The following is a 23,328-nucleotide window of genomic DNA, read 5'->3' on the forward strand; positions in this document are numbered from 1 at the left end:
GCTTTATGAAAAAAATCATAAAGCTTTACATAATTGAGTTGCTATTAATCAATTATTGGTCACAAAAGATATTTTTAGGGTTAATAAACTTTGTGATTTGTTCGTTACTTATTTTTGGATTTGCTCCTTCACTTCCTGCTACTAAAGCACCAACTGCACAAGCATAATCTATTGCTTCTTGCGGATTATCTTTATCTAATAGTTTATTTATTAGTGTAGCTAAAAACGAGTCGCCAGCACCTACGGTATCCACCACTTTAATTGTATAGCCTTCATTATTATAAAATGTATCATTATAATATAAAACAGCACCTTTACTACCTTTAGTAACACAAATAGATGTTGTGTTTGTTTGTTCAGCTATGAATTTTATGTTTTCTTCTATAACATTAGAATCAAACTTTAGACTTTGGCAAATTTCATAGATTTCATCATCATTAAATTTAATAAAATCAGCTTCTTGCATCAACAATTTTAAGATTTCAGTAGTATAAAAAGGAGCTCTAAGATTAACATCAAAAATTTTATGTTTTGCTAATTTTAAAAGCTTATATAAGGTTTTTTCTGATGTAATATCTCTAGTTACTAAACTTCCATAAATAAAAGCATCTGCTTGTATTGTAGCTTCTTCAGCGGTTTTAGTATACTGAATATTATCCCATGCTCTAGGATGTTTAATTTCGTAAGTTGCAACGCCATCATTATCTAAGCTTACTTGAACTTCTCCAGTTTTAAGCGTCTCATCTATTTGCAAATTTTCTGTATTAATACCTTGACTTATACTATAAGATTCAATTAATTTTCCTTCAGAATCTTTTCCAATTCGAGTAATAATTGAGACATTATTTTCTAAAGATTGTAAACGTAGAGCAACATTTAAAGGAGCTCCTCCTATTTTTTTATTCGAAGGAAAAACATCCCATAATACCTCTCCAAAACAAACTATATTTTTCATACTAATTACTTTTTAATAAGCACTATTAATACTTTTTAAATTATCTTCAATGTTCTTATTTGTAATATCTTGATACGCTTTTACAAATACTTCAGTAAACACAGTATTCTGTTTTAAAGCTCCAAAAACCGACTCCAATTCTAAAAAGGCAATCGGATTTTGTTTTGCTTCTTTTGCTTTTTCGTTTAATTCCAATTTTTGAGCATCTTTTATGTTTAAAGTATCTCCATTTTCGTTAGTACCTAAACTATAAATTGCCCAAGCTGCTGTTACAAATGCTGCCAATTGAATTGAATTATTTTTTTCTAATTGGGTTTGAATCGTTGGTAGAATAAAAATGGGAAATTTTGCAGAAGTTTCGGAACAGATACGATCAATTTGATCTTTAATATTTATATTTCCGAAGCGCTCCAACAACGATTTTTTATAGGCTTCTAAATCAACACCTTCTAAATCTCCTAAAGTTGGTGTCACTTCTTCATTCATATAATGCTTTAAAAAGACTCTAATATTTGGATTATTAACTGCTTCGTCAATAGTGTTATACCCCATTAATGCACCTAAAATCCCTAATACGGAATGTCCTGCATTTAATAAACTTAGCTTCATTTTTTCATAAGGCACAACATCTTCAACAAACTGTGCTCCTACTTTTTCCCAAGCTGGTCTTCCTGCAATAAAATGATCTTCAATAACCCATTGTTTAAAAGGTTCGCAAACTACTGGCCAAGCATCATCAATACCAGACGTTTCTTTTAGATGTTTAATATCCTCTGCTGCAGTTACAGGTGTAATTCTGTCTACCATTGCATTTGGAAAAGAAACGTTTTCGTTAATCCAACCTACCAATTCTGGCTCTGCTTTAGACACGTAGCTTAATAGCATATTTTGCGTCATGTGACCATTACCTTGAATATTATCGCAAGATTGAATAGTAATTCCTTTTAATCCTTGTTCTTGTCTTAATTTTAAAGCTTGTGTTAGGTAACCAAATATGGTTTTTGGTATGTTTGGATTTTCTAAATCGTGAATAATTAACGGGTTTGCAAAATCGAATTTTTTAGTCGCTTCATTATAATTATAACCACCTTCTGTAATGGTTAAAGTGATAATTTTAACCTCTGGGCTAGCCATTTTTTCAATGACTTTTAATGGATTTTCTGGAGCAAACAGACATTCTGTTATCGCACCAATAACACGTTTGGTATGTGTACCATCTAATTCTTTAACAATTAAAGTATACAAGCCATCTTGTTCCTTTAAAGTGTTGTATATTTTAGTGTCAAAATCTAATAAAGCCACACCACAAATCCCCCAATCTTTTACAGCTTCATTTTGCAACAATTGGTCTGTATAGAAGGCTTCATGCGCTCTATGAAATCCGCCAATACCAACATGTACAATACCCGTTTTAATCGTTTCTCTATTGTATTTTGGTACAGCAATTCTTTCTGAAATCTCAGAAAGGTTTTTATTATTTAATTTTAAGTTTTCCATTACAGAATATATTTATTTGCTTTCGAATCTTTGTAATAACACTGCAAAAATGATGATAGCGCCTTTAACCACTTGTTGCGGATACGAAGGAACATTTAGTAAGTTTAAAATGTTTCCTATTAATCCTAAAATAAGCACCCCCATTAAAGTATTTATTGCAGTTCCTTTTCCTCCATTTAAACTTGCACCACCAATAACTACAGCTGCAATAGCATCCAGCTCCCAAGCCATTCCCATGTTTGGAGAACCTAAATTAGTTCTAGAAGCCACAATAATAGCAGCAGTTGCAGCTAAAGCACCAGAAATAGCATAGACTAAAAACTTGTATTTATTAACTTTTATTCCAGATAAACGAGACGCTTCTTCGTTACTACCAATAGCGATAATTAATCTTCCAAAAACGTTGTATCGTAGCATTACCATAGTACAGATAACTATGATAAAAAAGACTATAGCGATATTAGGAATACCCAAAGTAGCGTTGTTTGCGAAGTCTGACATGAATTTTCCACCAACGGTTGTAAATGTAACAGGAGAACCTTTAGAGTAGATAAAACTTAAACCTCTGGCAATAGTCATTAATGCTAATGTAGCTACAAATGGAGCCATTTTTTGATAAGCAACGAGATAACCAGAAACACTTCCTAATCCGAAACCAATAACTATAGTCATTAAAATAGCCAGTGGTAAAGCAAAAATATTAACCAAAATGGCAAAAGTGACCGCTAATAATGCTACCATTGAACCTACAGACAAATCAATACCACCTGTTAGAATAACTATGAGCATACCAATACTGATAATACCAATACCAGACACTTGTTTTAATAAGTTAGAAAGGTTTACGGAAGTAAAAAACACATCGGAAATTAATGCCGAAAAAATCACTAATAATATAAAAATGAATATCGTATTATACTTGACTAAAAACTTAAGTATTCCTCCAGGAGTACTAAGTTGTTGTTTTATTATTAAAGCCATAACGTGAATGTTTAGTTAGTTTAATTATATTGTTTTAATGCTTCTCCAATGGAGTAACGTAAAATGTTTTCTTCTGAAAATTGTTGTCTTTGCAATTCGCCATAAATGGTACCTTCATGCATTACGAGAATACGATCTGAAATCCCCATAATTTCTGGCATGTCTGAAGATATTACAACGACACCAACTCCTTTTTTTGCAACCTCATTAATAAGGTTGTAGATTTCAATCTTTGCACCTACATCTACGCCTCTAGTTGGTTCATCAATAAAAATGACTTTACTATCAATACTTAACCATTTCGCTAAAGCTACTTTTTGTTGATTTCCACCACTAAGATTTTTCACATTAACCTCAGAGTTAGGTGTTTTGATGTTTAATTTTTCAATTAAACCTAATACCTTTTTGTATTCGTTTTCTACATTTATAAAACCTAGTTTACTAGAAATAGATTTAAAACTAGTCACACTAATATTTCTTCTTATAGATAGTGGTAAGAAAACACCTTCCTCTTTTCTATCTTCGGAAACAAAGCCAATTTGATATCCTGCAGCATCTACTGGAGAATTGGTTTTAATCTCTTTGCCTTCTAGAATTAAGGTTCCAGATTTCTTTTTATCTGCACCAAAAATCAATTTAGCAGTTTCTGTTCTTCCACTTCCACCTAAACCAGCAATACCAAGTACTTCACCTGGTTTTACATGAAAAGAAACATCATTTACCATAGTTTCCTTAGCGGTTAAGTTTTTTACTTGAAAGATTGGCACCTCTCCAATTTTAATATCCCTTTTTGGATATAAATCTTTTAATTCACGACCAATCATTAAATGTATCACGCCATCTTTATCTGTATCTGCAATAGGCATACTACCAGTATCAACGCCATCTCTAAGCACTGTAACGGTATCAGCTATTTTGAAAACTTCATCTAAATGATGTGATATATAAATTATAGAAATACCTTGTTCTTTTAATTTGAAAAGAATTTGAAACAGTTTTTTAACATCTTTTGGATCGAAAACTGTTGTAGGCTCATCAAGTACAAGAATTTTGGTGTCTTCTGAAATAGCTTTAGCAATTTCAACCACTTGTTTTTGCACAATACTTAAGTTTTTCACTTTAGCGGAAGCATCAATTTTAAAGTCTAAAGAATCTAATAATTCTTGAGCATCTTTAATTAAACCTTTCCAATTCATCCAAGATTTACTTGCACCTAATTTGTGTAAATAAATGTTTTCTGCAACGGATAAATCGTTCACTAAAGACAATTCTTGATAGACCACATTAATACCTAAAACCTGACCTTCATGTGTATTTTTAGGGTTAATCACTTCACCATCTAAAACTACAGTACCTGTATCTTTTTGGTGTACACCACTTAAAATTTTAATTAAAGTAGATTTACCTGCACCATTTTCACCTAATAAAGCATGAATTTCTCCAGACTTTACTTTTAAGTTCACATCTTTAAGTACAGAAACAACACCAAAACTTTTGGAAATTCCTGACATTTCTAGACGATATTCACTTGCTGAGTTTTTCATATCTATTAGATTAAATTAAAATATCGCGTTTGGATTGTAGTACTTAGCAGCATTCTCTTTAGTAATTAATAAAGGTGCTGTGTATGATTTTTTATCAAAATCGGTTCTACCATTCATATATTCTACAGCATATTGTACTGCATTTTTACCAATTTGCACAGGACTATTCATTGCAGTACAACCATAAAAATCGGTTTCCATGATGTATTTAATCGCTTCTTTTTGTCCATCTGCACCAGCAACAATTAAAATATCATCGGTTTTACCAGCTTGTGCAATTGCTTTAATAGCACCTAACACACAAACATCCGATTCTGTAATGACTACATTAACATCTGGATGCGCTACTAAAATATCTTCCATAGCTTTAAGTCCTCCTGCATAAGACCATTCGGTATAGGCTTGTGTTTTTACATTCAAGTTAATCTTACCAAGCGTACGCAATTGTTCTTCGGTAATCCCTTGTAATAAACCTTGTTTACGTGTACGACCAACTGGGTTTCCTGCATTTCCACTTAATAAAGCGATGTTCATAGGTTTGTTTCCAAATTTTTTAGCTAACCATTCTCCAGCTAACTCACCATTAGCTAAATTGTTAGATTGTATAGTCGTTACAAATTCTGCTTCAGGACTTATAGAACTATCAATTATAAAAACAGGGATACCAGCAGCTTCTGCTAATTTAGTAACACCAACTAAAGCATCGGGATCTTTAGGGTTAAGAAGTAATGCATCTACACCTTTAGTAATTAAATCTTCTACAGCAGCAATTTGCTTATTAATATCATCTTGGCCATCCGCAGATAAAAATTGCATGCCATTTTTTTCTGTAGTAGACTTTATACTTTGCCATAAAGCTTGATAATAAGGTGCATTTAATGAAGGAGAACAATAGCCTATTTTTTTACTACTAAGATCTATTTTACTTTCAAAAACATCTCCTATTTCTTCAGTATCATCATTCGTGGACTCAGAATTATTTAACTGTTCTGCACAACTATTAAGATTAAAAATCCATACAATTAGTAATACTGGAAGTATTCTATTCTTTATACAGAGTGTTATCGTTTTTGTTTTCATAATCTTTAATTTATTTATTCTACAAAAAGGTTTGTTATATAGCTATACAATTAAAACAAAGTAACATCTAATTGCACTACCGTTTTTTCTTGTTCAGGATTCCACATAAGTGTAACATCTACAGGTATATTGTGTTTAAAAACTGCAAATTGTTTATTAAAAGTGGCGCCAACATTAATAATATTTCCTGCTCCTTCTGTATAAAATGTTTTATCTGTTATAAAAGACCAAGCACCTCCTGCAAATAGTGACAAACTTGAGTTTTTGTTCTGCCAAACTTTACTACTCACTTCAAAATAATGTGTCCAAGAATTTTCTAAATCCCCATTATCTTGCACTTCATAATCACCAGAACCACCTCCAATAATGGTTGCAAAATACAATAAGGTATTAGGTGTTATATTGTAACCAAAATTAAGATCAACAAAGTTATACCCCTGTGTTTTATCATAGCTCCAATATTCTAATTTATCTCCTCTTTCCTCAACTCCTGTATAGTTATTATGTGAAACAGCTTCAATAAAGAATTTATCTGAAAATCGATATTTAGTATAAATAGACACTTCTTTATAGTATGCACTTTCATTTACTCCCGTATTAATATTTTTTACATCTACTGTAGAAAAACTTGCTCCTCCCCAAAAACCAAAAGTGAATTTTTTATTTTTTGAATTGAATTCTATGTTTGTAGCAATCATCGCCCCAGGATGCACAACAAAACCATGCCAAGTATGCATGTTTTTTAAATGCGCACCAATACTAAATGGAACATATTTGTTTTCTTCCTCCACTTCCATTTTGTCTTCCTGAGAAAATGTTACATAGGATGAAAGAAATAGCAAAGCACATAAAGTTATAAAAATAGTTTTTCTTTTTTTTCCTTTATTAAAACTTAAAATACTGAAGGTGAATAGTTTTTCCATTTTACAATAGGTTAAATAATGAATAAATTATAAAACGTCATTTTTACGTTTATTTTTCAAATGTATTACAAAAAAACTTTAAAAACCTAATTATTCTAAAAAAATATATGTTAAATTATCATTTATATATGTAAAATTGATAAAAAATTAAGGTTTTATCAATAAAAAGCACTATTATTGCTAATGTACAATTGACGTTTAATACCAATATTAATTGTTTTATAAAATTCTATTAGGAATTAATATTGAAAATTGAAAGACTTATGAAGCCCGAAAAAATATTAAATATATCTGTAGATTGCGTTGTTTTTGGATATGATGTAAATACTAAATCATTAAATATTTTATTAATAAAGCGATATTTAGAATCTAAAAATGAAGTTTTAGTAGATGACTATGTATTAACTGGTTATCATGTTTATACACATGAAACCTTAGATGATACCGCAACAAGAGTTCTAAAAGAATTAACAGGATTAACCAATCAATACAAAAAGCAATTTAAAGCCTTTGGAAATCCGAATCGTTTAACTAATGCAAAAGATGTATTATGGATAAAAAATGAAGAATTTAATTCTAGAACCATTACGGTTGCTTACTACTTTTTGTTAAAAACAGAAGATGTTGATTTAACAAACAATAAGAATAATGCGACGTGGTTTCCTGTAAATGATTTACCAGAATTGGGGTTTGATCATGAGAAAATCATAAAAGAAGCATATGCAGATTTAAAAGTAAAGTGTTTATCTGAACCTATTATATTTAAGTTACTTCCGGATAAATTTACCATCAATGATGTACAAGATTTATATGAATCTATTCTAGGAATAGAAATAGACAATAGAAATTTTAGAAGAAAACTAATCAATAAAAAATATATTATCGCATTAGATGAAAAGCAAGTTGGTGTTTCAAAAAGACCAGCACAATTATATATGTTTAGTAAAGATATATATGATAAAATGTTTCAAAAAAACTATTTGATAAGTATCTAGATTAAACCAAAGTTACACGAACTTTCTTTTTCTTTAAACGTACATTATTAACTGTATCTATTATGGAAAGTATTTTCGTTTTAGGTACAGCAACAAATGCGCAATCTTGTTTCAGTTCAATAATACCAATTTCAGATTTCTCTAGATTACATTGTTTAAAAAGTAACCCTGCAATATCGCCTTTCGATATTTTATCTTTTCTTCCTCCTGAAATGAATAAAGTAGCCCATTGGGTTTCTATTGTGGAAATTTTACCATTTGGTTTGTAAACACTTTTCGTTTCAATAAACGCTGGTAAAGTTTCATTTTCCCACTGTAAAACATAAGCTGTACCTTCGGCATTCATACGGGCTGTTCTTCCATTTCTATGTGTAAACTCTTCCGCTTTTATAGGCAATTGGTAATGAATAATATAATTTAACTCCGGAATATCTAATCCTCGAGCTGCTAAATCTGTTGCAATTATTATTTGATGTGTACCGTTTCTAAATTTTATTAAAGCTCGTTCTCTATCAATTTGTTCCATTCCTCCTTGAAAACAACCATGAGCAATATTGTTTTCGTTTAAAAAATCACTCACATATTGAATAGTATCTTTAAAATTACAGAAAACGATTCCTGGTTTATTACCAATATCCTGTAATAAATCTACTAAAGTTTGAAGCTTATTTTTAGCTGGAGAAATTACTTTTTTAATTTCTAAATTAGAGGTAACAGTATCTAAATAATCAATAATTAATTCATTTTTCAATCCTACAAAACGAGGAATTTCCATGTCTTGTGTTGCAGATGTTAAAATGCGTTTTTTAATAAAAGGTAGACTACTTATAATTTCTTTCATTTCTTTTTCGAAACCTACTTCTAGCGATTTATCAAATTCATCTAAAACAAAAGTGTTAATATCTTCAACACTAAAAGTTTCTCGACGTAAATGATCTGCAACTCTTCCAGGAGTACCAATTAAAATTGCTGGTGTATGTGCTAAATCCAATTTATCTTTACTAAAAGGTCTTCCTCCATAAACTGCATTAGCTTTAAAACCGGAGCCCATAGTGCGAATTACTTGTTCTATTTGAATCGCCAATTCGCGAGAAGGCACTAAAATTAATAACTGTACATTTTTATTATTGGTATTTAATGCCGCAATAGTTGGTAATAAGAAAGCAACTGTTTTTCCTGTTCCTGTAGGAGATAATAAAACAGTATTTGCTGTACTTGTAATGGATAATAATGCTTCTTCCTGCATAGGATTTAGCGCTTTTATTTTTAGTTTATCTAAAATATCTTGCTGTGCTTTTAAATAATGTGCCATTGCTTATTTTTTCTTTTTCTTCTTTACTACTTCTTGTTTTTCAACAATGGTATTATTATCTGCGATATAATTAGATAGTATTTTATCTACCAATTCTTCTTTAGTTAAATGATGAAAGATGGTTTTTACTTTTGCTTTAAAATCTTCAGGAATATCTCGATTTATTTTCGTTTTAAAAATTTTTCTTGCCCAAAGTAATCCATTATTTTCCTCAATGCTTTTGGTATCTGCTTTTTGATATTCTTTAAAAACGATGCCTAATTCGTCTTCAAACTCAGGAATGTCTTGTACTTCATCTTGCTGTATAACGCTCAAAGACAAGCCCTTCGCTCCTGCTCTTGCTGTACGACCACTTCGGTGTACATATGCATCGTAGGTATCTGGTAAATGATAATTAACAACAAATGCTAAATCTTTTACATCAATACCACGAGCAGCCAAATCGGTAGCCACTAAAATATGAATGTGACCTTCTCGAAATTGCCCCATAATACGATCACGAATGCCTTGAGAAAGGCTTCCGTGAATAGCTCCAGAAGAGAATTTATTTATTGCTAATTTTTTTGCTAATTTATTTACTGCTGCTTTAGTTTTACAAAAAATGATTCCGCGTTTACCTTCATTGGAATTCAAAAAATGCATTAAAACATTTAATTTTTCTATAGGTTCAACAATTACATATTGATGGTCTATACCTTGATGACCAATAGTTTGCATATCTGCTTCAATAGTAATTACATTTTTAGATAAGCTATTTTGCACCAATTGCTTGATGGTTCCAGGCATAGTTGCTGTAAACAAAAGTGTTCTTCTGTCTTTTGGCAATGCTTTAATTATAGTATCCACACCTTCTTTGTGTGCGCTAACCATTTCGTCTGCTTCATCTAAAACAAAATAGGAAACAGCTTTAATGTCTATTGCATTTCTTTCCATTAAATCTGCAAGACGTCCTGGTGTAGCAACTACAATATGTGTAGTATCTTTAAGTCTTTCTATTTGTGGTTTTATAGGAATTCCCCCAAAAACACCTGCTATAGAAATCTGTAATTCTTCAGAATTAAAAGTCGATAGGCTTTTATGAATTTGTTGTCCTAGCTCTCGTGTTGGAGCTAAGATTACAACTTGAATATTCTCTTTATTTGTGTCTATTAATTGTAATAAAGGCAAACCGAAGGCTGCGGTTTTACCCGTTCCTGTTTTTGCTATTGCGACAACATCTTCTGTATTATTAAGAATTACTGGAATTGCTTTTACTTGAATATCTGTTGGAACAGTAATATTTAAGTCTGCTAAATTACTCTCTAATACATTGTTAATACCTAAACTAGAAAATGTTTTTGACATAATTTTTATTTTGTGCAAAGATAGTAGAGTTTTATTGGTTTTAACACTTTATAACTGAAGTATTAAAACATAAAAAAAACAGACGTTTCCATCTGTTTCTAAATGCTAAGATATATCTGTTTAAAATTTAATCTTTAAGGCTTCGAACACATGACTCATCGTCCAAGCTGGACCAATCATTAAAAACTGAAGATCTTTTAAAAAGGAAGGTTTTTTTCCTTCGTGATTATGACCTATAAATTGCCCAATCCAAGCTACTACAAAAAGGATAAGCATCATGATCCAAAGTGGTGCTATATTAAGTTGTGCAATTTGATGAATCCCAAAAAGTACTAAAGCAGAAAATAGCAGCATTCCAATAAAAAGAACTACAGATAAACGTAAATAATAGAATAGTCCAAATAGAATGATTAAAGTTCCAAAATGCGCATACGATGTTAAAGTCGTTGGTAAACTATTCGTGATTATTTCTGGCATCGGAATACTAGCTAATAACCCAATTAAACTAAAGAAAATTAATGGCACACAAACATAGTGTATGGCAATGTTCATTTTTGTTTGGTGGCTTTCTGCATATTCGGTTAAAAGGGAATCTATTTTTCTCATATATTATTTATTAGATATTTTTACAAATTTTCGTAATTGTTGATATTCTTCTAACCCTTTTGGGGTTAAATAAGGTAAAAATAAGGTCCAAAGCATTTCTATTGCAGAACACTTATTTACAGTATAATCTGTAGTTTGAATTGCTAATTTTTGCGATTGCCAAAAAGTACTAGTCATCCAAACGGTATAAATGGTTTTGTTGTAATCTATATATTGATTTTCTGCTTGCATTCTACCCGTTTCTATATAATAATCTATTAATTTTCTAGCTTCTTTAAAGCGAATTAAATTAGATGCTTCATACTGTTTCGCTATTTTGGGGTAGGTTTTAATAATATGTACTATATCATTAAAAAAGAAAGCATAGCGATATTGCAAATTGTCAAACTTTAACAGCATCTCTTGAAAATGAAATAAAGTGATATAGGTATTTTGTGGCAATATATAATCTAATGTTTCTGCATACATTTCTTTATAAATAACCTCTAATAGATCTGCTTTTATTTTATAATGGTAGCTTAAATTTCCTGCACTTATGCTTAGAGCATCTGCAATTTGTTTCATAGAAACATTGGAAATACCGTAGCTATTATATAGAGAAATAGCTTTTTTTTTAATTTTAGTTTTCAAATCCATTTTAGTAATAAAAAACTAATATATTAAAAATATTAGTAAGTGCTTACTAATTTATTTAAAACTATATTTCCATAGGGAAATATAATAGTCGTATTTTTTGTAGCATATTCCATTTTAATAATACCAGAGATAGTAAAAACTAGTTATAATCATACCTAAATTACATTATATAGCTGCTGGAGATTTGAAAAAATAAATCTTAAAAACATTCTAAAAGCGTATACTTCTACACTAGAATCAGTGCGTTTAGACATGAAAATGCTTCCGAAAAAAGTATTAAAGGTCACAAAAGAAGCTACTAATAAAATCACGACACATTATCAAACCAGATTCATCATTAATGATTATTATAAAGTAGCTAAAGAAATTAAATAGTGTTTATTTAGAAAAAACAGATACTGCTCCTACTATTTATTTACAGAACAAGGTGTGCTTTTTCGTTGTGTTTTTGGATCACAAGACAATGCAAAAAAACAGATTGTATTATACCTTGTAAAATTTAGTAGAAAAAGACAACTAACTCTACAACAAACACTTATTTAGTAACGAATTCGAATTTTATTGCAAACACCTTTAAAATTTTGGTATTGCTAAAAATAATTTATTAATTAAATTTAGATGGAATTAGCAAAATTAATGTATGCTTTTATCATTTCGACTGTAGATTTGTGTGGTCTACCAGCAACAATTTCAAAATCGGAAGTAACAGCATTTGCTCCTTCTTTAATGCCTTCGTAAATTCCTGCTATAACTGTTCCCATAAAATCACCTAAAGCAGCTGTTCTTTCTTTCTTATATGCTTCAACAGAAACATTATTAAAAATTAAATGTGTACCAAACACAATGTTTAAATAGTCTGCAAGTTCTCCTTGCGTGATAGCATTTCCTACAAGATTGTAAATTTTGCCATTATGTTTCTCTTCAATAAGCATTTTAGCATAAGCATAACCAAGTTCTTCACGACTAGTATAGGTGCATTTTCCTTCAGCTGCACAATTTCTAATTTCACCTTCTTTTATATAGGTGTCTAGATATTCTAAATCTGGCTCAATGTAAATCCCATTTCTTCCAATACTCCATTCTAGACCAGAATTTTGTATGTCTTTTTCTGTTTGTCTGTTGGTTTGAACTATTGGACTAAAGGCGTTTCCTTTCTCTGCACCTACAATACTTGTATAAACTATTTTTTTTACGCCATTTAATTTAGCAGCTTCAATAACATTTCTATGCTGAACAATTCGTTTATCTGGTGCATCCATTCCAGAAACCAGTAAAACAGCATCTATTCCTTTTAATGCAGTATCAAAATCTTCACGACTATTATAATCTCATTTTCTAATTGCAACACCTAAATGCTCTGCTTTTTGAGGGGTTCTAGCAATTGCTATTATATTATTTTTACCAATTAATGGAATAAGATGCTTTACAATAGAAGCTCCTAATTTTCCACTTGCTGATGTTACTGCTATTTTCATAATACTTTTTGTATACATTTTGCCTTATACTATTTTACAAAGGTTATTTATATTCCCTTGATATGGAAGATACATTTGAGACTAAAAATGGTAAATGTCTGCTTTATTTTAAAATACATTGAATGGCTTGCTCTATCTGAACCGTTGCCATATCTAAAAGGTTCTTAGATGTTTTTGGTTTTAAAATAGATAATTCTGTACAAGCCAATACTACTGGGTGTTTTGCGGAATAAATATCGATAAGTGTATGGAATTTTTCAATATCTTCCATGGTTTCTGTTTCGTTATACACTTGTTTTCTAAACACATCAAGAAACTGCATATCTTCTTCTGAAGGTACTATCCATTCAATAGCATTTTCAGAAAATTTATTTTTTATGTAGGAAGCATGCATGCTGAATAAAGAACCAAACAAAACCACTTTTTTCCAATGGTTGGCTTTTATTTTTTTTATACTTAAAGAAATAGGATGATGCACCTTTTTATTGATATTTAATCTATCTATTGTTTCATGAAGCGTAATATTTGGAATTAAAACATGTTCTACTTGCAGTTTTTCTATTTCATCTGTATACTGTTTTACAACCATATCTAATTCTTTTGAAGTGTTTGGTAATAAAACATTAATAGTATTAAAATTAATGTTTAATAGTATAAAAGGACAGGTAGAATAATTTCCTTTTACAATATTATATAAACGATTTAATTCGCTTAGATAAAACAATGTGGAGCGACTACCAAGTCCTAAAACGGCTAGATTTGTTATTTCCATTTGCTAGTTTCTTGTCAATATATAATCTGCAAAATATGCTTTACTATCTAGTATTTTAGTTTGAAGAGTAAAGTCTGTATTTGCTATTATTTTTTCGATTAAAGCATCGTTATATTTTCTAGAAATTTCGGTGTGAATTTTTTCATCTGCTTCAAAAGTATAAGAAGTTTCTAATGCATTTATAGTTACTGTTTGTTGTTCTGTACTTACTATGTAACTTTTAGCAATACCTTCCTCTTTATTATATTCTGGCTGATGTTTAAAGTTTTTTAGATTAAAATCGGCACCTAATTCTTCATTTATTCTATGCAATAAATTAAGATTAAATTTAGCGGTAATTCCTTGCTTATCATTATAAGCAGGTAATACAATTTCTTTCGCCTTAATTAAATCTACACCTAATAACAGTTTGTCTCCAGGTTTTAAATTAGCACCTAAATTATAGATGAATTCAGCAGCTTTTTCATCATCCATATTTCCAATATTAGAACCTAAAAATAAAATAACTTTGGGTTTACTACTCTTTTTTAACGAAGCTAATATTTTAAAATAATCACCTTGTTGTGTTTTAACAGATACATTTGGTAATGTATTGGAAAGGTCTTTTTTTAATAATTGCAATGCATTTGATGAAATATCTATAGGTAAATAATCAAAGGTATAGTTTTGCTTATCTAAAGAACGCAACAATTTTTTAGTTTTTAAACCGTCACCAGCTCCTAACTCAATTAATTCAAAAGGTGTATTGGAATTTAATTGTAGAGCGTTTATTAAATCTTGTGTTTTATTTTGAAAAATATCTAATTCACTTCGAGTTAGATAGTATTCTGGAAGATTCATGATCTCTACAAAAAGTGCATCACCAATTTTATTATAGAAATATTTTGAAGATAAGGTTTTAGGATTGGAACTTAACCCCTGTTTTACATCCTTTTTAAATGTTTCTAGCATCTCTATATTTTGGCTATTATGATTTTTAGTTTTTGTTAGGTCTATCATCTATTTAGCTAGTCTAATTCCAGTAAATTGCCACCTTTCTGTTGGGTTAAAAAAATTACGATATGTTGGTCTGCTATGGTTTTTAGAAGTAGCTACAGAAGCACCACGAAGTACCATTTTATTACTCATAAATTTACCATTATACTCACCTACTGCTCCATTTGCGGTTTCAAAATTTGGATATGGCAAATAAGCACTGTTTGTCCATTCCCAACGTTTTCCCCAATGGAGTTCTTTGGATGCAATTTCCCATTCAAATTCGGTTGGTAAACGCATCCCTTTCCATGCAGCAAAGGCATTAGCTTCAAAAAAATTAATATGACTTAAAATAGCATCTTTAGCTACTTTTTGTAATCCTGCAAGGGTATAACTATGCCACTCACCATCTATTTTATGCCAATACATTGGTGCTTTTATTTCATTTTTATTTACCCAAGACCAACCTTCATCTAACCAAAGATTAAAATCGGAATATCCACCAGATTGCATAAATTCAAGATATTCACCATTAGTGACCAAGTGATTGTTGATTTCAAAATCGTCGACATATACTTTGTGTACACCTAATTCATTATCATAACAAAAACCATCTTCTTGATGACCAATTTGGTATACACCAGATTGAATTTTAACGCTATTTGCAGTTGTATTTTCGTCTTTAATTAAATTGAAATCTTTGTGATACTCCGGAAAAATAGGATTATGACCAAGCATGTATTTCACATCTGTAATTAACAATTCTTGGTGTTGCTGCTCGTGATTTAAACCAAGAATGACTAAATCGATTATGTTTTCGTCTGAAGTATTTTTCAGAAAATCTTGCATTTTAGCATCTACATATGTTCTGTATGCAAAAACTTTGTCTGTGCTTGGACGCGACATGTTGCCTCTGTTGTTTTGTAAAATTCTATCGCCAAGATTGTTGTAATAACTATTAAAGAGAAAATTAAAATCGGCATTAAATTCTTTATAATCTTTTACATAATTTTTAAGAATAAAAGTTTCAAAAAACCAAGTCGTATGTGCTAAATGCCATTTTGCAGGACTTGCAAATTGTACCACTTGAATAGAAAAATCTTCTATGTGCAAATGGCTGCAAAAATCTATAGTCGCTGTTCTTACGTCGTTATACTTTTTTATAATGTCTATTTTCAAACTGAATTTTTATCTATTAAATGGATTTATGGCTTCTTTAAAAAACAAAACTGCTTCTTTTTTTGAAACTTGTGTCGCTGGTAAAATGGCACCTTTAAAGTCTTTGTTAATCCATGTACCATTTTTTAAAGCATTAAAATTTGAAGGTTCTATTGCTTTTCCATCTTTATAACCACTAATATAAAGATAATGCACATCGCTTAAATTATCAGGAATTGCCAATCCAAGACCAAAGCTCATAGCACTGTCATCTAATTGTGTGTAGATACCAGTATCAAAATGATGTGGCCAAACCCTAATACTTGCAGTTTTATTAAAATCTGTATTGATTTGCTCTAAGCTTAATTGCGCTAATGTTCTTAATTGAATTAACTCTTTTAATTCTTCAATACTTTCTAATTGAAACGTATAAGAATTATCAATGCTATATGGTAAATCATAGTGTAAGTTATAGGTGTATGCTTTATCTAAATGATATTTAGAAGTGTCTGTTAACCAACTCAATACATCTTGATGCATTGCGCCATCTAAATCGAATGAAACTGTTTTGGCTTTTGATTTCCATTGTAATGAAAAGTCGTTATAATTTAAACATAACTGGTCTCCATTTTTTGAAAGTAAATGTGATTCTAAGGAAGCTTTGCTAACGTTAAAACCCATATTGGTGTGACTATCATCATCTTTTTTATCAAGAAAACTAATTCCAGCAGCAGATAAATATTGTGCTGCTATATGCATTTGTTCTTTCATAGTTTCTTAGTTTATTCCAGCGTAGTTTATTCCTGTTAGTTTATGAATATCAACATCAAAAGTAGACAAATCATCATGATTAAATTTATTGACATCATCATAACCACAAGCTCTTGCGACTACTTTAATTAAATCATTTGTAGCATCAAAAAAGTTATGTAATTGTTTTGCAGATGAGTCAATAATTATACGACTACGTAACGATTCTTTTTGAGTTGCAATACCCACAGGACAATTATTACTTCCACAAGCACGCATACCTAAACAACCGATAGCTTGTAAAGCTGAATTTGAAACTGCAATGGCATCTGCACCAAGCATTAATGCTTTTGCAAAATCTTCAGCAACTCTAAGTCCACCAGTAATTACTAAAGTAACATGGTTGGCTCCAACTTTATCTAAATATTTACGAGCTCTAGCTAATGCTGGAATCGTTGGAACATTAATATGGTCTCTTAAAATGGTTGGCGCAGAACCTGTTCCGCCTCCACGACCATCGAGTATGATGTAATCCACACCAACATCGAGTGCAAATTGTATGTCTTTTTCAATATGACTTGCCGCTATTTTAAATCCGATAGGAATTCCGCCAGTTCTCTCACGAACTTGTTTAGCAAAATCTTTGAAATCATCTACACCATGAAAATCAGGAAAAGTTGCTGGTGAGATAGCCGTTTCTCCTTCTTTTAATCCTCTTACTTCGGCAATTTCTTTACTTACTTTACTGCCTGGTAAATGTCCACCAGTACCTGTTTTTGCACCTTGACCACCTTTAAAGTGAAACGCTTGAACATTATCTAATTTATCCCAAGAAAATCCAAATTGAGCAGATGCTAATTCATAAAAATATCTCGAGTTATTAGCTTGTTCATCAGGAAGCATTCCGCCTTCACCAGAACAAATACCTGTTCCTGCAAGTTCTGCACCTTTAGATAATGAGATTTTAGCTTCTCTAGATAAAGCACCAAAACTCATGTCACTTACAAATAAAGGAATATCTAATTCTAATGGTTTTTTAGCATTTGGACCAATAACCACTTTAGTCGCCACAGATTCTTCATCCAATAAAGGACGTGTTGCTAATTGCGCTGGTAAAAACTGTATGTTATCCCATTTAGGTAATGTATTTCTATCAACACCCATGGAGGCAGAAAAGCCATGATGACCAAGGTTTTTAAGTCCGTTTTGAGCTAATTCTTTAATATAACCTGTGTAAGGTTCTGTATCTTCAGGATGTGTATCTGCATAAGCACCTAAGTAGGCATCACGATTAAAAGGTTGAGGATTATTAACTAAATAAGCATCGATTTCAAAGGCATCAACAAATAAATCATCACCTTCAATTTTTGTTGAAAATTTATGAAGTACCTCTTTATTATTATATTCTGAAACTCCTGAATCTACACGATAATCCCATCCGTGAACACCACAAATTAGGTTGTGTCCATCTACATGACCATCAGACATTAAAGCGCCTCGATGCAAACACCTTCCGTAAAGCACAGAAATATCGTCATCGAACTTTACAATGACTAAATCTAAACCATTGACCAAAGCGTGTTCTGGTACTTTATTTTTTAATTGACTTACTTTTAATACTTTGGTTGGTTGTTTCATTTTTTAGCTTTTTTGGTTTTTTGGTTTTTTATTATGTTTAGGTCGAACCAATTTTAAAAAAATTACAGAAACACAACATATAAAAGTTAAGACTGTACATCCTAATTAAGAATTCGCAATTTTTTTGTTTTTTCTAAAAATAACGAATTTATTTTTTACAACCGGAATTCTTATAATGAAACCTAAACCAATAATTACAGCATAGATTATCCAAGTTTTATCTAAAATAGCAACATGAATTAAGCTTAACAAAACGGCAACATATGCAAAGCTTTGAAGCTTTTTCCATCTCGCTTTTAGCTTTTTCATGGCTTTTCTATTTGAGGTAAGTAGCAACGGAATAAGAATTAAAACTGCTATAAACCCAGCAACATAATTAGTTTGTGTAAAGGTTTCTAAAAAACCTTCAGCAGCAATAAAAAAGATAAAATGTAATATACTCCAAACTGCGGTTGCAATTCCCATAGCTTGCCTAACAAAAAGGTTAGAAACACCGAAAATGATAAAGAAAGGTGTGCAAGTTAACACAGCAGTCATCCAACGAATTGCAAACTCACCTGTTACGTGATATAACATTTCTATAGTCGTTCTACCTTCACCAACAGCATTTTCAGCAAAAGACATAGATACCCCATTTGAAAAATCGATGTTTATCATTTTAAAAACCACCAATAATGGTAAACTAGCTAAAATAGTAACAATTATCCAACCGTAATTTTTTTTAATAATTTTCATATAACTAATTAATACATCGTATTATTATTAGCAGAAGTTTTTGGAATTTGTTGTATGCTATCCCAATGTTCTACAATTTTTCCGTTGGTATCAAACCTAAAAAAATCCATAGTTATATATTGATCGTTATCTGGCCAGATTTGATGTGTATGTAATGCAACTAAATCACCTTCAGCAACAGCTCTCACAAAATCCATAGTTTTAACAGGATATTCTTTTTGCATGCGATCAAAATAATCTATAAACGCTTGCGGACCATCGGCAACCATTGGGTTATGCTGAATGTATTCATCTCCAACATATAATGCTACTGCTTTTGTTGGATTACCTTCGTAAGCCATTTTGTAAAAAGCAATGGCGTTTTTTTTATTTTGCTGAATATCCATAATTATATTTTAGTTTTTAATATTTCTAACTCCTTTTCTAAAGCCTCTGCTTTATCCTTAAATTTTTGCATTGCTTTTTTAAGCTGACCTATTTTTTTGAAGGCTTCATCATCTTGTACAGCTTCAAAAGACTCAATAGTTCCTTTTACTTTATATTTTGCTTTAGCGCCACATTTTGGGCATGTTTTTATATCTGACATTAGTTTTTTTAATTTATTAAGAACTTTACTATATGCTATAAATAGAAAAGGCTACTATAGGGAAAGTAACCTTTTACTACTTGCTATTAATCAATGATTACTATTTAATTTACTAGATAGCGGGACATTTTCATAGTGCTTCCTTCAATCATGTTTGCAAAATCTGCTACAGATTCATCTTTCATAAATTTAGCCATTGAAGCTTCTGCATCTTCCATTGTTTTCCATTTGGCTACTACCAAAAAAGTTTTAGTGTCTTCGTTATAAGCACTTTCTCGACTTATATAACCTGGTTGTTTACTTGTGTAATTAGCATCTACTTTTGCGTCTTCAATCCAGTAATTCTCATTACTTACTGCTTCTTTAATTTTATATGTTGTTACTTCAATAACGTAAGTATTTATGGTTTTTTCTTTTTTTATGAAGCTTAATAAGGTGATACTCGTTAATAGAATTAATAAATATTTCATGATTTTATTGTTTATTAAATATTACTTGTTTACAAGTGTTTAGGTAAACAAATTTAAAATTTAAGAAAGTTTCTTTAGAGATAAATATGAGTGTAAAAATGGTTAATATCGAACCTATACTTACAAATAGTTCTTTTTGAAGTTGTTTGGGGTAAAACCCGTATGTTTCTTAAAATATTTTACAAAGTTTGTGGGTTCTTGAAAACCTAAATCATACGCAAGTTCTGAACTTTTAATATCCGAATTTATAAGCAATCTTTTGCCTTCAAGTATGATAAATCGATCTATATATTGTTTTGCAGTAATGGACACAGTGGCCTTACAAATGGTATTTAAATGTTTGTAAGTAATATGAAGTTTTTCAGCATAAAAATCTGCATTTCTGCTGGCTTTAAAATGAAGTTCTAGAAGTGCTTTAAAATCTAAAAATATATTTATTTGCTTAGATTGCTTTATATGAAAAGGCTGGAATTGCTTTAGGCCTTCTAACTTAGAAAAAATGATAGCGTATAATGATTTATAGGTGTTTTGCTGATTTAAATCTTCTGTTTGATTGTTATACTCCTCATAAAACAAATCAAAATAACGTGTCATATTAGAATCTTGTGGCACTTGAATACTTGGTGAAAATAAGTGCGTATTAAACAACCTTAAATATTCATTTTTTGGTAAATTATTTATCTGATTTTTTAAATAGGCTTCCGTAAATAATAAAATGTAGCCTTTTAATTTTTTGGTAAATTGAAAAGCATTTATTTGCCCTTTAGATAGATGGATAATGGTATTTTTCTTTACAGGATGCCATACAAAATCTACCAATTGCTTGCTTTCTCCCTGCGTGTAAAAAACAATCATGTGAAAAGCAACCTGATGTGCTTTTTCTGGATTATGGTCTATAATTTCGGTTTTACGAGAAGCAAGACTTTCAATGGTTAAAATTTCAATACCACTATTTTTTGGTTTTTTAGAATCGAAAACAATGTGCGGTACCTTTTTTTGCATTACATTTTTGTTTTAGAATTTTCTAAAGCTTTTCTAATATGCTCACTATCCCAATGATTATCGAAGTCTACAATACCACGTTTAAAATCTTCATTTAAGAATTTTTCTTGTTGTTCTAATTCTTTTCGAGCTTTAAAAATATAATTTTCCTTTCGTTCTGGTTCCGCAGCTAATCTTCTTAAACTATCCTCATCGTATTTAATAAAATTCTGAACTTGTCTATTTAGTGTATATTTTCTGAAACCCATTTTACTCAACACATCTTTGGCTAAAGTTAAAGAAGTTTCTAAAGATTCTCTATAAATATTTTCATGTCCAAGATTCAATAATTCATAAGCATCATATCTGTTTTTTGTACGAATCATAAGTTCTACATTAGGATATTTTTCTTTCACTATTTTACTAATAGCTTTGGAAACGCTAATTTTATTGGTAGCACAAATTATAATTTTAGCTTCGGAAATCCCAGCCGACTCGAGTAAATCTAGCCTTGTTGCATCTCCATAATAAACTTCAAATCCCATTTTTCTTAAAAAATCTACACGATTAGAGTCGTGATCTAAAATAGTAGCTTCTACACCATGCGAACGTAAAAACCTGCCTATAGTACTTCCAAAATGACCAAAACCAACTAATATTATTTTTTGTGATTTTGCAATATGATCCATTGGTCTTTTAATAGATTCTTTAGTTCCTGTTTTTGGCAGAATAAAACGCTCGTTAATAATACCGATTATTGGTGTTAAAGACATACTAAGTGCTGTAATTACGAGCATCATATCCATTTGTTCTTGAGACAAGATATGAAGCCCAAAAGCAAAAGATAACAGTACAAATGCAAATTCTCCAATTTGTGCTAAACTAAAAGTGAGCAGTAGTTTTTGGTCTAATTTTATTTTAAAGACATGTCCAGTAATGAATAAAACAAGCGCTTTTAAAACAACAATAGCTATTAATATCCCTCCAATAGTTAACGGGCTTTTTGCTATAACAATAAAATTAATAGACGCACCAACTGCCATGAAAAACAATCCTAAAAGTAAATTTTTAAAAGGTTCCAGTGTACTTTCTAGCTCGTGTTTAAATTCACTATTTGAGAGTACTACTCCACCTAGAAAGGCTCCCAAAGCAGGACTAATACCAACATATTCCATTAAAAAAGAAATTCCGAAAACAATTAATAATGCTGCAGCAATAAGTAATTCTCTAACCCCTGTTTTTGCTACTTTTCGTAACATAGGAACAATTAAATAACGGCCTGCAACAATAATTAAAACTACTGATAATATTATCGCCAACGTTTGAAATCCCATTGGTAAGCTTTCTAATAAATTGGTTTGTTCCGAATGGCTTTCCGCGGAAGCGTTATCCTCTGAATTAGATAATAATGGAATAAAACCTAACATAAAAATGACAATAATATCCTGGAACAATAAGATAGAAAATGACGAAGTACCAAAAGTAGTATCCATCAATCCTTTTTCTTTTATAGTTTGCATAGCAATTGCAGTAGACGATAAAGCAACTGCCATAGAAATCACTAAAGCGACTTCCCAATCGTATCCTAAAAAAGTAAATAATAAATAGGATAATAACATGGTTCCTCCTACTTGAAGACCTCCCATTCCTACAATAGTTTTCCGCATGTTCCAGAAATTTTTTGGTTCAATTTCTAATCCAATAAGAAATAACATCATTACTACTCCAAATTCTGCAAAATGAAGTATATCATCACCTTCTTCACCTATAAAACCTAATACATAAGGACCAATTAATACACCAGCTAATAGATATCCAATAACAGAACTTAACCCTAAACGTTTAGCAATAGATACACAAATTATAGCTCCTGCTAAAAATACTATGGCTTCAAAAAGTATACTTCCAGTCATAT

General features: G+C 30.7%; 23 protein-coding genes and 1 pseudogene. 1 reads left to right on the plus strand and 23 read right to left on the minus strand.

The genetic code is table 11. The features are described from left to right. Positions 1 to 52 precede the first annotated feature (52 nt). The 6 genes from ACVC3Y_RS10640 to ACVC3Y_RS10665 are packed head-to-tail and all read right to left on the minus strand — an operon-like array spanning position 53 to position 6,980. Positions 53 to 955, minus strand: coding sequence for a carbohydrate kinase family protein (locus ACVC3Y_RS10640; RefSeq protein WP_452226871.1), 903 nt, complete (start codon positions 953 to 955; stop codon positions 53 to 55). Between the two features lie 12 nt (positions 956 to 967). Further along, positions 968 to 2,452, minus strand: a complete 1,485-nt coding sequence (locus tag ACVC3Y_RS10645) for a mannitol dehydrogenase family protein (RefSeq protein WP_452226872.1) — start codon at positions 2,450 to 2,452, stop codon at positions 968 to 970. 12 nt (positions 2,453 to 2,464) lie between these two features. Then, positions 2,465 to 3,433 (minus strand): ABC transporter permease, encoded by a 969-nt coding sequence (locus ACVC3Y_RS10650; protein ID WP_452226873.1) that lies wholly within the window; start codon positions 3,431 to 3,433, stop codon positions 2,465 to 2,467. Positions 3,434 to 3,453: 20 nt separating this feature from the next. After that, the gene (locus ACVC3Y_RS10655) at positions 3,454 to 4,977 is read right to left on the minus strand and encodes a sugar ABC transporter ATP-binding protein (RefSeq protein ID WP_452226874.1); all 1,524 of its coding nucleotides are present in this window, start codon (positions 4,975 to 4,977) and stop codon (positions 3,454 to 3,456) included. A gap of 15 nt (positions 4,978 to 4,992) precedes the next feature. After that, a complete protein-coding gene (locus tag ACVC3Y_RS10660) occupies positions 4,993 to 6,057 on the minus strand; it encodes a substrate-binding domain-containing protein (RefSeq protein WP_303423379.1) in 1,065 nt (354 codons plus the stop codon). A 50-nt stretch (positions 6,058 to 6,107) separates the two neighbouring features. Then, a complete protein-coding gene (locus tag ACVC3Y_RS10665; RefSeq protein ID WP_452226875.1) occupies positions 6,108 to 6,980 on the minus strand; it encodes a hypothetical protein in 873 nt (290 codons plus the stop codon). Positions 6,981 to 7,243: 263 nt separating this feature from the next. On the opposite strand from ACVC3Y_RS10665, the gene ACVC3Y_RS10670 reads away from it, so the two are divergent. Beyond that, on the plus strand, positions 7,244 to 7,975 hold the full coding sequence (locus ACVC3Y_RS10670; protein WP_303423383.1) for an NUDIX hydrolase: 732 nt from the start codon (positions 7,244 to 7,246) through the stop codon (positions 7,973 to 7,975). A 1-nt stretch (position 7,976) separates the two neighbouring features. On the opposite strand, the gene ACVC3Y_RS10675 is transcribed toward ACVC3Y_RS10670, so the two are convergent. The 17 genes and pseudogenes from ACVC3Y_RS10675 to ACVC3Y_RS10755 form a co-directional block, all read right to left on the minus strand. Further along, positions 7,977 to 9,287: a DEAD/DEAH box helicase gene (locus ACVC3Y_RS10675; protein ID WP_452226876.1), complete on the minus strand. Its 1,311-nt coding sequence runs from the start codon at positions 9,285 to 9,287 to the stop codon at positions 7,977 to 7,979. A 3-nt stretch (positions 9,288 to 9,290) separates the two neighbouring features. Next, positions 9,291 to 10,631 (minus strand): DEAD/DEAH box helicase, encoded by a 1,341-nt coding sequence (locus ACVC3Y_RS10680; protein WP_452226877.1) that lies wholly within the window; start codon positions 10,629 to 10,631, stop codon positions 9,291 to 9,293. Between the two features lie 120 nt (positions 10,632 to 10,751). Further along, on the minus strand, positions 10,752 to 11,237 hold the full coding sequence (locus ACVC3Y_RS10685) for an Mpo1 family 2-hydroxy fatty acid dioxygenase (protein ID WP_303423388.1): 486 nt from the start codon (positions 11,235 to 11,237) through the stop codon (positions 10,752 to 10,754). A gap of 3 nt (positions 11,238 to 11,240) precedes the next feature. Then, entirely contained in the window at positions 11,241 to 11,867 is a 627-nt protein-coding gene (locus tag ACVC3Y_RS10690) for a TetR/AcrR family transcriptional regulator (RefSeq protein ID WP_303423390.1), read from the minus strand. A 620-nt stretch (positions 11,868 to 12,487) separates the two neighbouring features. Beyond that, a pseudogene (locus ACVC3Y_RS10695) lies at positions 12,488 to 13,189 on the minus strand (NAD(P)H-binding protein); the annotation flags it as partial. Between the two features lie 12 nt (positions 13,190 to 13,201). Continuing rightward, on the minus strand, positions 13,202 to 13,348 hold the full coding sequence (locus tag ACVC3Y_RS10700; RefSeq protein ID WP_452226878.1) for a hypothetical protein: 147 nt from the start codon (positions 13,346 to 13,348) through the stop codon (positions 13,202 to 13,204). Positions 13,349 to 13,451: 103 nt separating this feature from the next. Further along, positions 13,452 to 14,120, minus strand: coding sequence for an aspartate/glutamate racemase family protein (locus tag ACVC3Y_RS10705; RefSeq protein ID WP_303423394.1), 669 nt, complete (start codon positions 14,118 to 14,120; stop codon positions 13,452 to 13,454). A gap of 3 nt (positions 14,121 to 14,123) precedes the next feature. After that, positions 14,124 to 15,119: an L-histidine N(alpha)-methyltransferase gene (locus tag ACVC3Y_RS10710; protein ID WP_452226879.1), complete on the minus strand. Its 996-nt coding sequence runs from the start codon at positions 15,117 to 15,119 to the stop codon at positions 14,124 to 14,126. After that, positions 15,120 to 16,274 (minus strand): ergothioneine biosynthesis protein EgtB, encoded by a 1,155-nt coding sequence (gene egtB, locus ACVC3Y_RS10715; protein ID WP_452226880.1) that lies wholly within the window; start codon positions 16,272 to 16,274, stop codon positions 15,120 to 15,122. 9 nt (positions 16,275 to 16,283) lie between these two features. Continuing rightward, on the minus strand, positions 16,284 to 17,024 hold the full coding sequence (locus ACVC3Y_RS10720) for a hypothetical protein (protein WP_452226881.1): 741 nt from the start codon (positions 17,022 to 17,024) through the stop codon (positions 16,284 to 16,286). A 6-nt stretch (positions 17,025 to 17,030) separates the two neighbouring features. Further along, a complete protein-coding gene (locus ACVC3Y_RS10725) occupies positions 17,031 to 18,641 on the minus strand; it encodes a glutamate synthase-related protein (protein ID WP_452226882.1) in 1,611 nt (536 codons plus the stop codon). A gap of 105 nt (positions 18,642 to 18,746) precedes the next feature. Then, entirely contained in the window at positions 18,747 to 19,376 is a 630-nt protein-coding gene (locus ACVC3Y_RS10730) for a ferric reductase-like transmembrane domain-containing protein (protein ID WP_452226883.1), read from the minus strand. 8 nt (positions 19,377 to 19,384) lie between these two features. After that, positions 19,385 to 19,762, minus strand: coding sequence for a nuclear transport factor 2 family protein (locus ACVC3Y_RS10735; RefSeq protein WP_452226884.1), 378 nt, complete (start codon positions 19,760 to 19,762; stop codon positions 19,385 to 19,387). Positions 19,763 to 19,764: 2 nt separating this feature from the next. Next, on the minus strand, positions 19,765 to 19,962 hold the full coding sequence (locus ACVC3Y_RS10740; protein WP_303423410.1) for a hypothetical protein: 198 nt from the start codon (positions 19,960 to 19,962) through the stop codon (positions 19,765 to 19,767). A 104-nt stretch (positions 19,963 to 20,066) separates the two neighbouring features. Further along, positions 20,067 to 20,432 carry a hypothetical protein gene (locus ACVC3Y_RS10745; protein WP_452226885.1) on the minus strand — a complete coding sequence of 122 codons (366 nt, stop codon included), beginning with the start codon at positions 20,430 to 20,432 and terminating at the stop codon, positions 20,067 to 20,069. A gap of 120 nt (positions 20,433 to 20,552) precedes the next feature. Then, positions 20,553 to 21,434 (minus strand): helix-turn-helix domain-containing protein, encoded by an 882-nt coding sequence (locus ACVC3Y_RS10750; RefSeq protein WP_303423414.1) that lies wholly within the window; start codon positions 21,432 to 21,434, stop codon positions 20,553 to 20,555. After that, complete coding sequence (locus tag ACVC3Y_RS10755) at positions 21,434 to 23,326, minus strand: monovalent cation:proton antiporter-2 (CPA2) family protein (protein ID WP_303423416.1); 1,893 nt, start codon at positions 23,324 to 23,326, stop codon at positions 21,434 to 21,436. The genes ACVC3Y_RS10750 and ACVC3Y_RS10755 overlap by 1 nt, the downstream gene beginning before the upstream one ends. Positions 23,327 to 23,328 lie beyond the last annotated feature (2 nt).

The organism is Lacinutrix cladophorae (genome assembly GCF_053604645.1).

Bases quoted from the DNA above. Each gene is read 5' to 3' on its own strand.
- ACVC3Y_RS10640 (WP_452226871.1), bottom strand. From the start codon at position 955: ATGAAAAATATAGTTTGTTTTGGAGAGGTATTATGGGATGTTTTTCCT.
- ACVC3Y_RS10645 (WP_452226872.1), bottom strand. From the start codon at position 2,452: ATGGAAAACTTAAAATTAAATAATAAAAACCTTTCTGAGATTTCAGAA.
- ACVC3Y_RS10650 (WP_452226873.1), bottom strand. From the start codon at position 3,433: ATGGCTTTAATAATAAAACAACAACTTAGTACTCCTGGAGGAATACTT.
- ACVC3Y_RS10655 (WP_452226874.1), bottom strand. From the start codon at position 4,977: ATGAAAAACTCAGCAAGTGAATATCGTCTAGAAATGTCAGGAATTTCC.
- ACVC3Y_RS10660 (WP_303423379.1), bottom strand. From the start codon at position 6,057: ATGAAAACAAAAACGATAACACTCTGTATAAAGAATAGAATACTTCCA.
- ACVC3Y_RS10665 (WP_452226875.1), bottom strand. From the start codon at position 6,980: ATGGAAAAACTATTCACCTTCAGTATTTTAAGTTTTAATAAAGGAAAA.
- ACVC3Y_RS10670 (WP_303423383.1), top strand. From the start codon at position 7,244: ATGAAGCCCGAAAAAATATTAAATATATCTGTAGATTGCGTTGTTTTT.
- ACVC3Y_RS10675 (WP_452226876.1), bottom strand. From the start codon at position 9,287: ATGGCACATTATTTAAAAGCACAGCAAGATATTTTAGATAAACTAAAA.
- ACVC3Y_RS10680 (WP_452226877.1), bottom strand. From the start codon at position 10,631: ATGTCAAAAACATTTTCTAGTTTAGGTATTAACAATGTATTAGAGAGT.
- ACVC3Y_RS10685 (WP_303423388.1), bottom strand. From the start codon at position 11,237: ATGAGAAAAATAGATTCCCTTTTAACCGAATATGCAGAAAGCCACCAA.
- ACVC3Y_RS10700 (WP_452226878.1), bottom strand. From the start codon at position 13,348: ATGAAAATAGCAGTAACATCAGCAAGTGGAAAATTAGGAGCTTCTATT.
- ACVC3Y_RS10705 (WP_303423394.1), bottom strand. From the start codon at position 14,120: ATGGAAATAACAAATCTAGCCGTTTTAGGACTTGGTAGTCGCTCCACA.
- ACVC3Y_RS10710 (WP_452226879.1), bottom strand. From the start codon at position 15,119: ATGATAGACCTAACAAAAACTAAAAATCATAATAGCCAAAATATAGAG.
- ACVC3Y_RS10720 (WP_452226881.1), bottom strand. From the start codon at position 17,024: ATGAAAGAACAAATGCATATAGCAGCACAATATTTATCTGCTGCTGGA.
- ACVC3Y_RS10725 (WP_452226882.1), bottom strand. From the start codon at position 18,641: ATGAAACAACCAACCAAAGTATTAAAAGTAAGTCAATTAAAAAATAAA.
- ACVC3Y_RS10730 (WP_452226883.1), bottom strand. From the start codon at position 19,376: ATGAAAATTATTAAAAAAAATTACGGTTGGATAATTGTTACTATTTTA.
- ACVC3Y_RS10735 (WP_452226884.1), bottom strand. From the start codon at position 19,762: ATGGATATTCAGCAAAATAAAAAAAACGCCATTGCTTTTTACAAAATG.
- ACVC3Y_RS10740 (WP_303423410.1), bottom strand. From the start codon at position 19,962: ATGTCAGATATAAAAACATGCCCAAAATGTGGCGCTAAAGCAAAATAT.
- ACVC3Y_RS10745 (WP_452226885.1), bottom strand. From the start codon at position 20,432: ATGAAATATTTATTAATTCTATTAACGAGTATCACCTTATTAAGCTTC.
- ACVC3Y_RS10750 (WP_303423414.1), bottom strand. From the start codon at position 21,434: ATGCAAAAAAAGGTACCGCACATTGTTTTCGATTCTAAAAAACCAAAA.
- ACVC3Y_RS10755 (WP_303423416.1), bottom strand. From the start codon at position 23,326: ATGACTGGAAGTATACTTTTTGAAGCCATAGTATTTTTAGCAGGAGCT.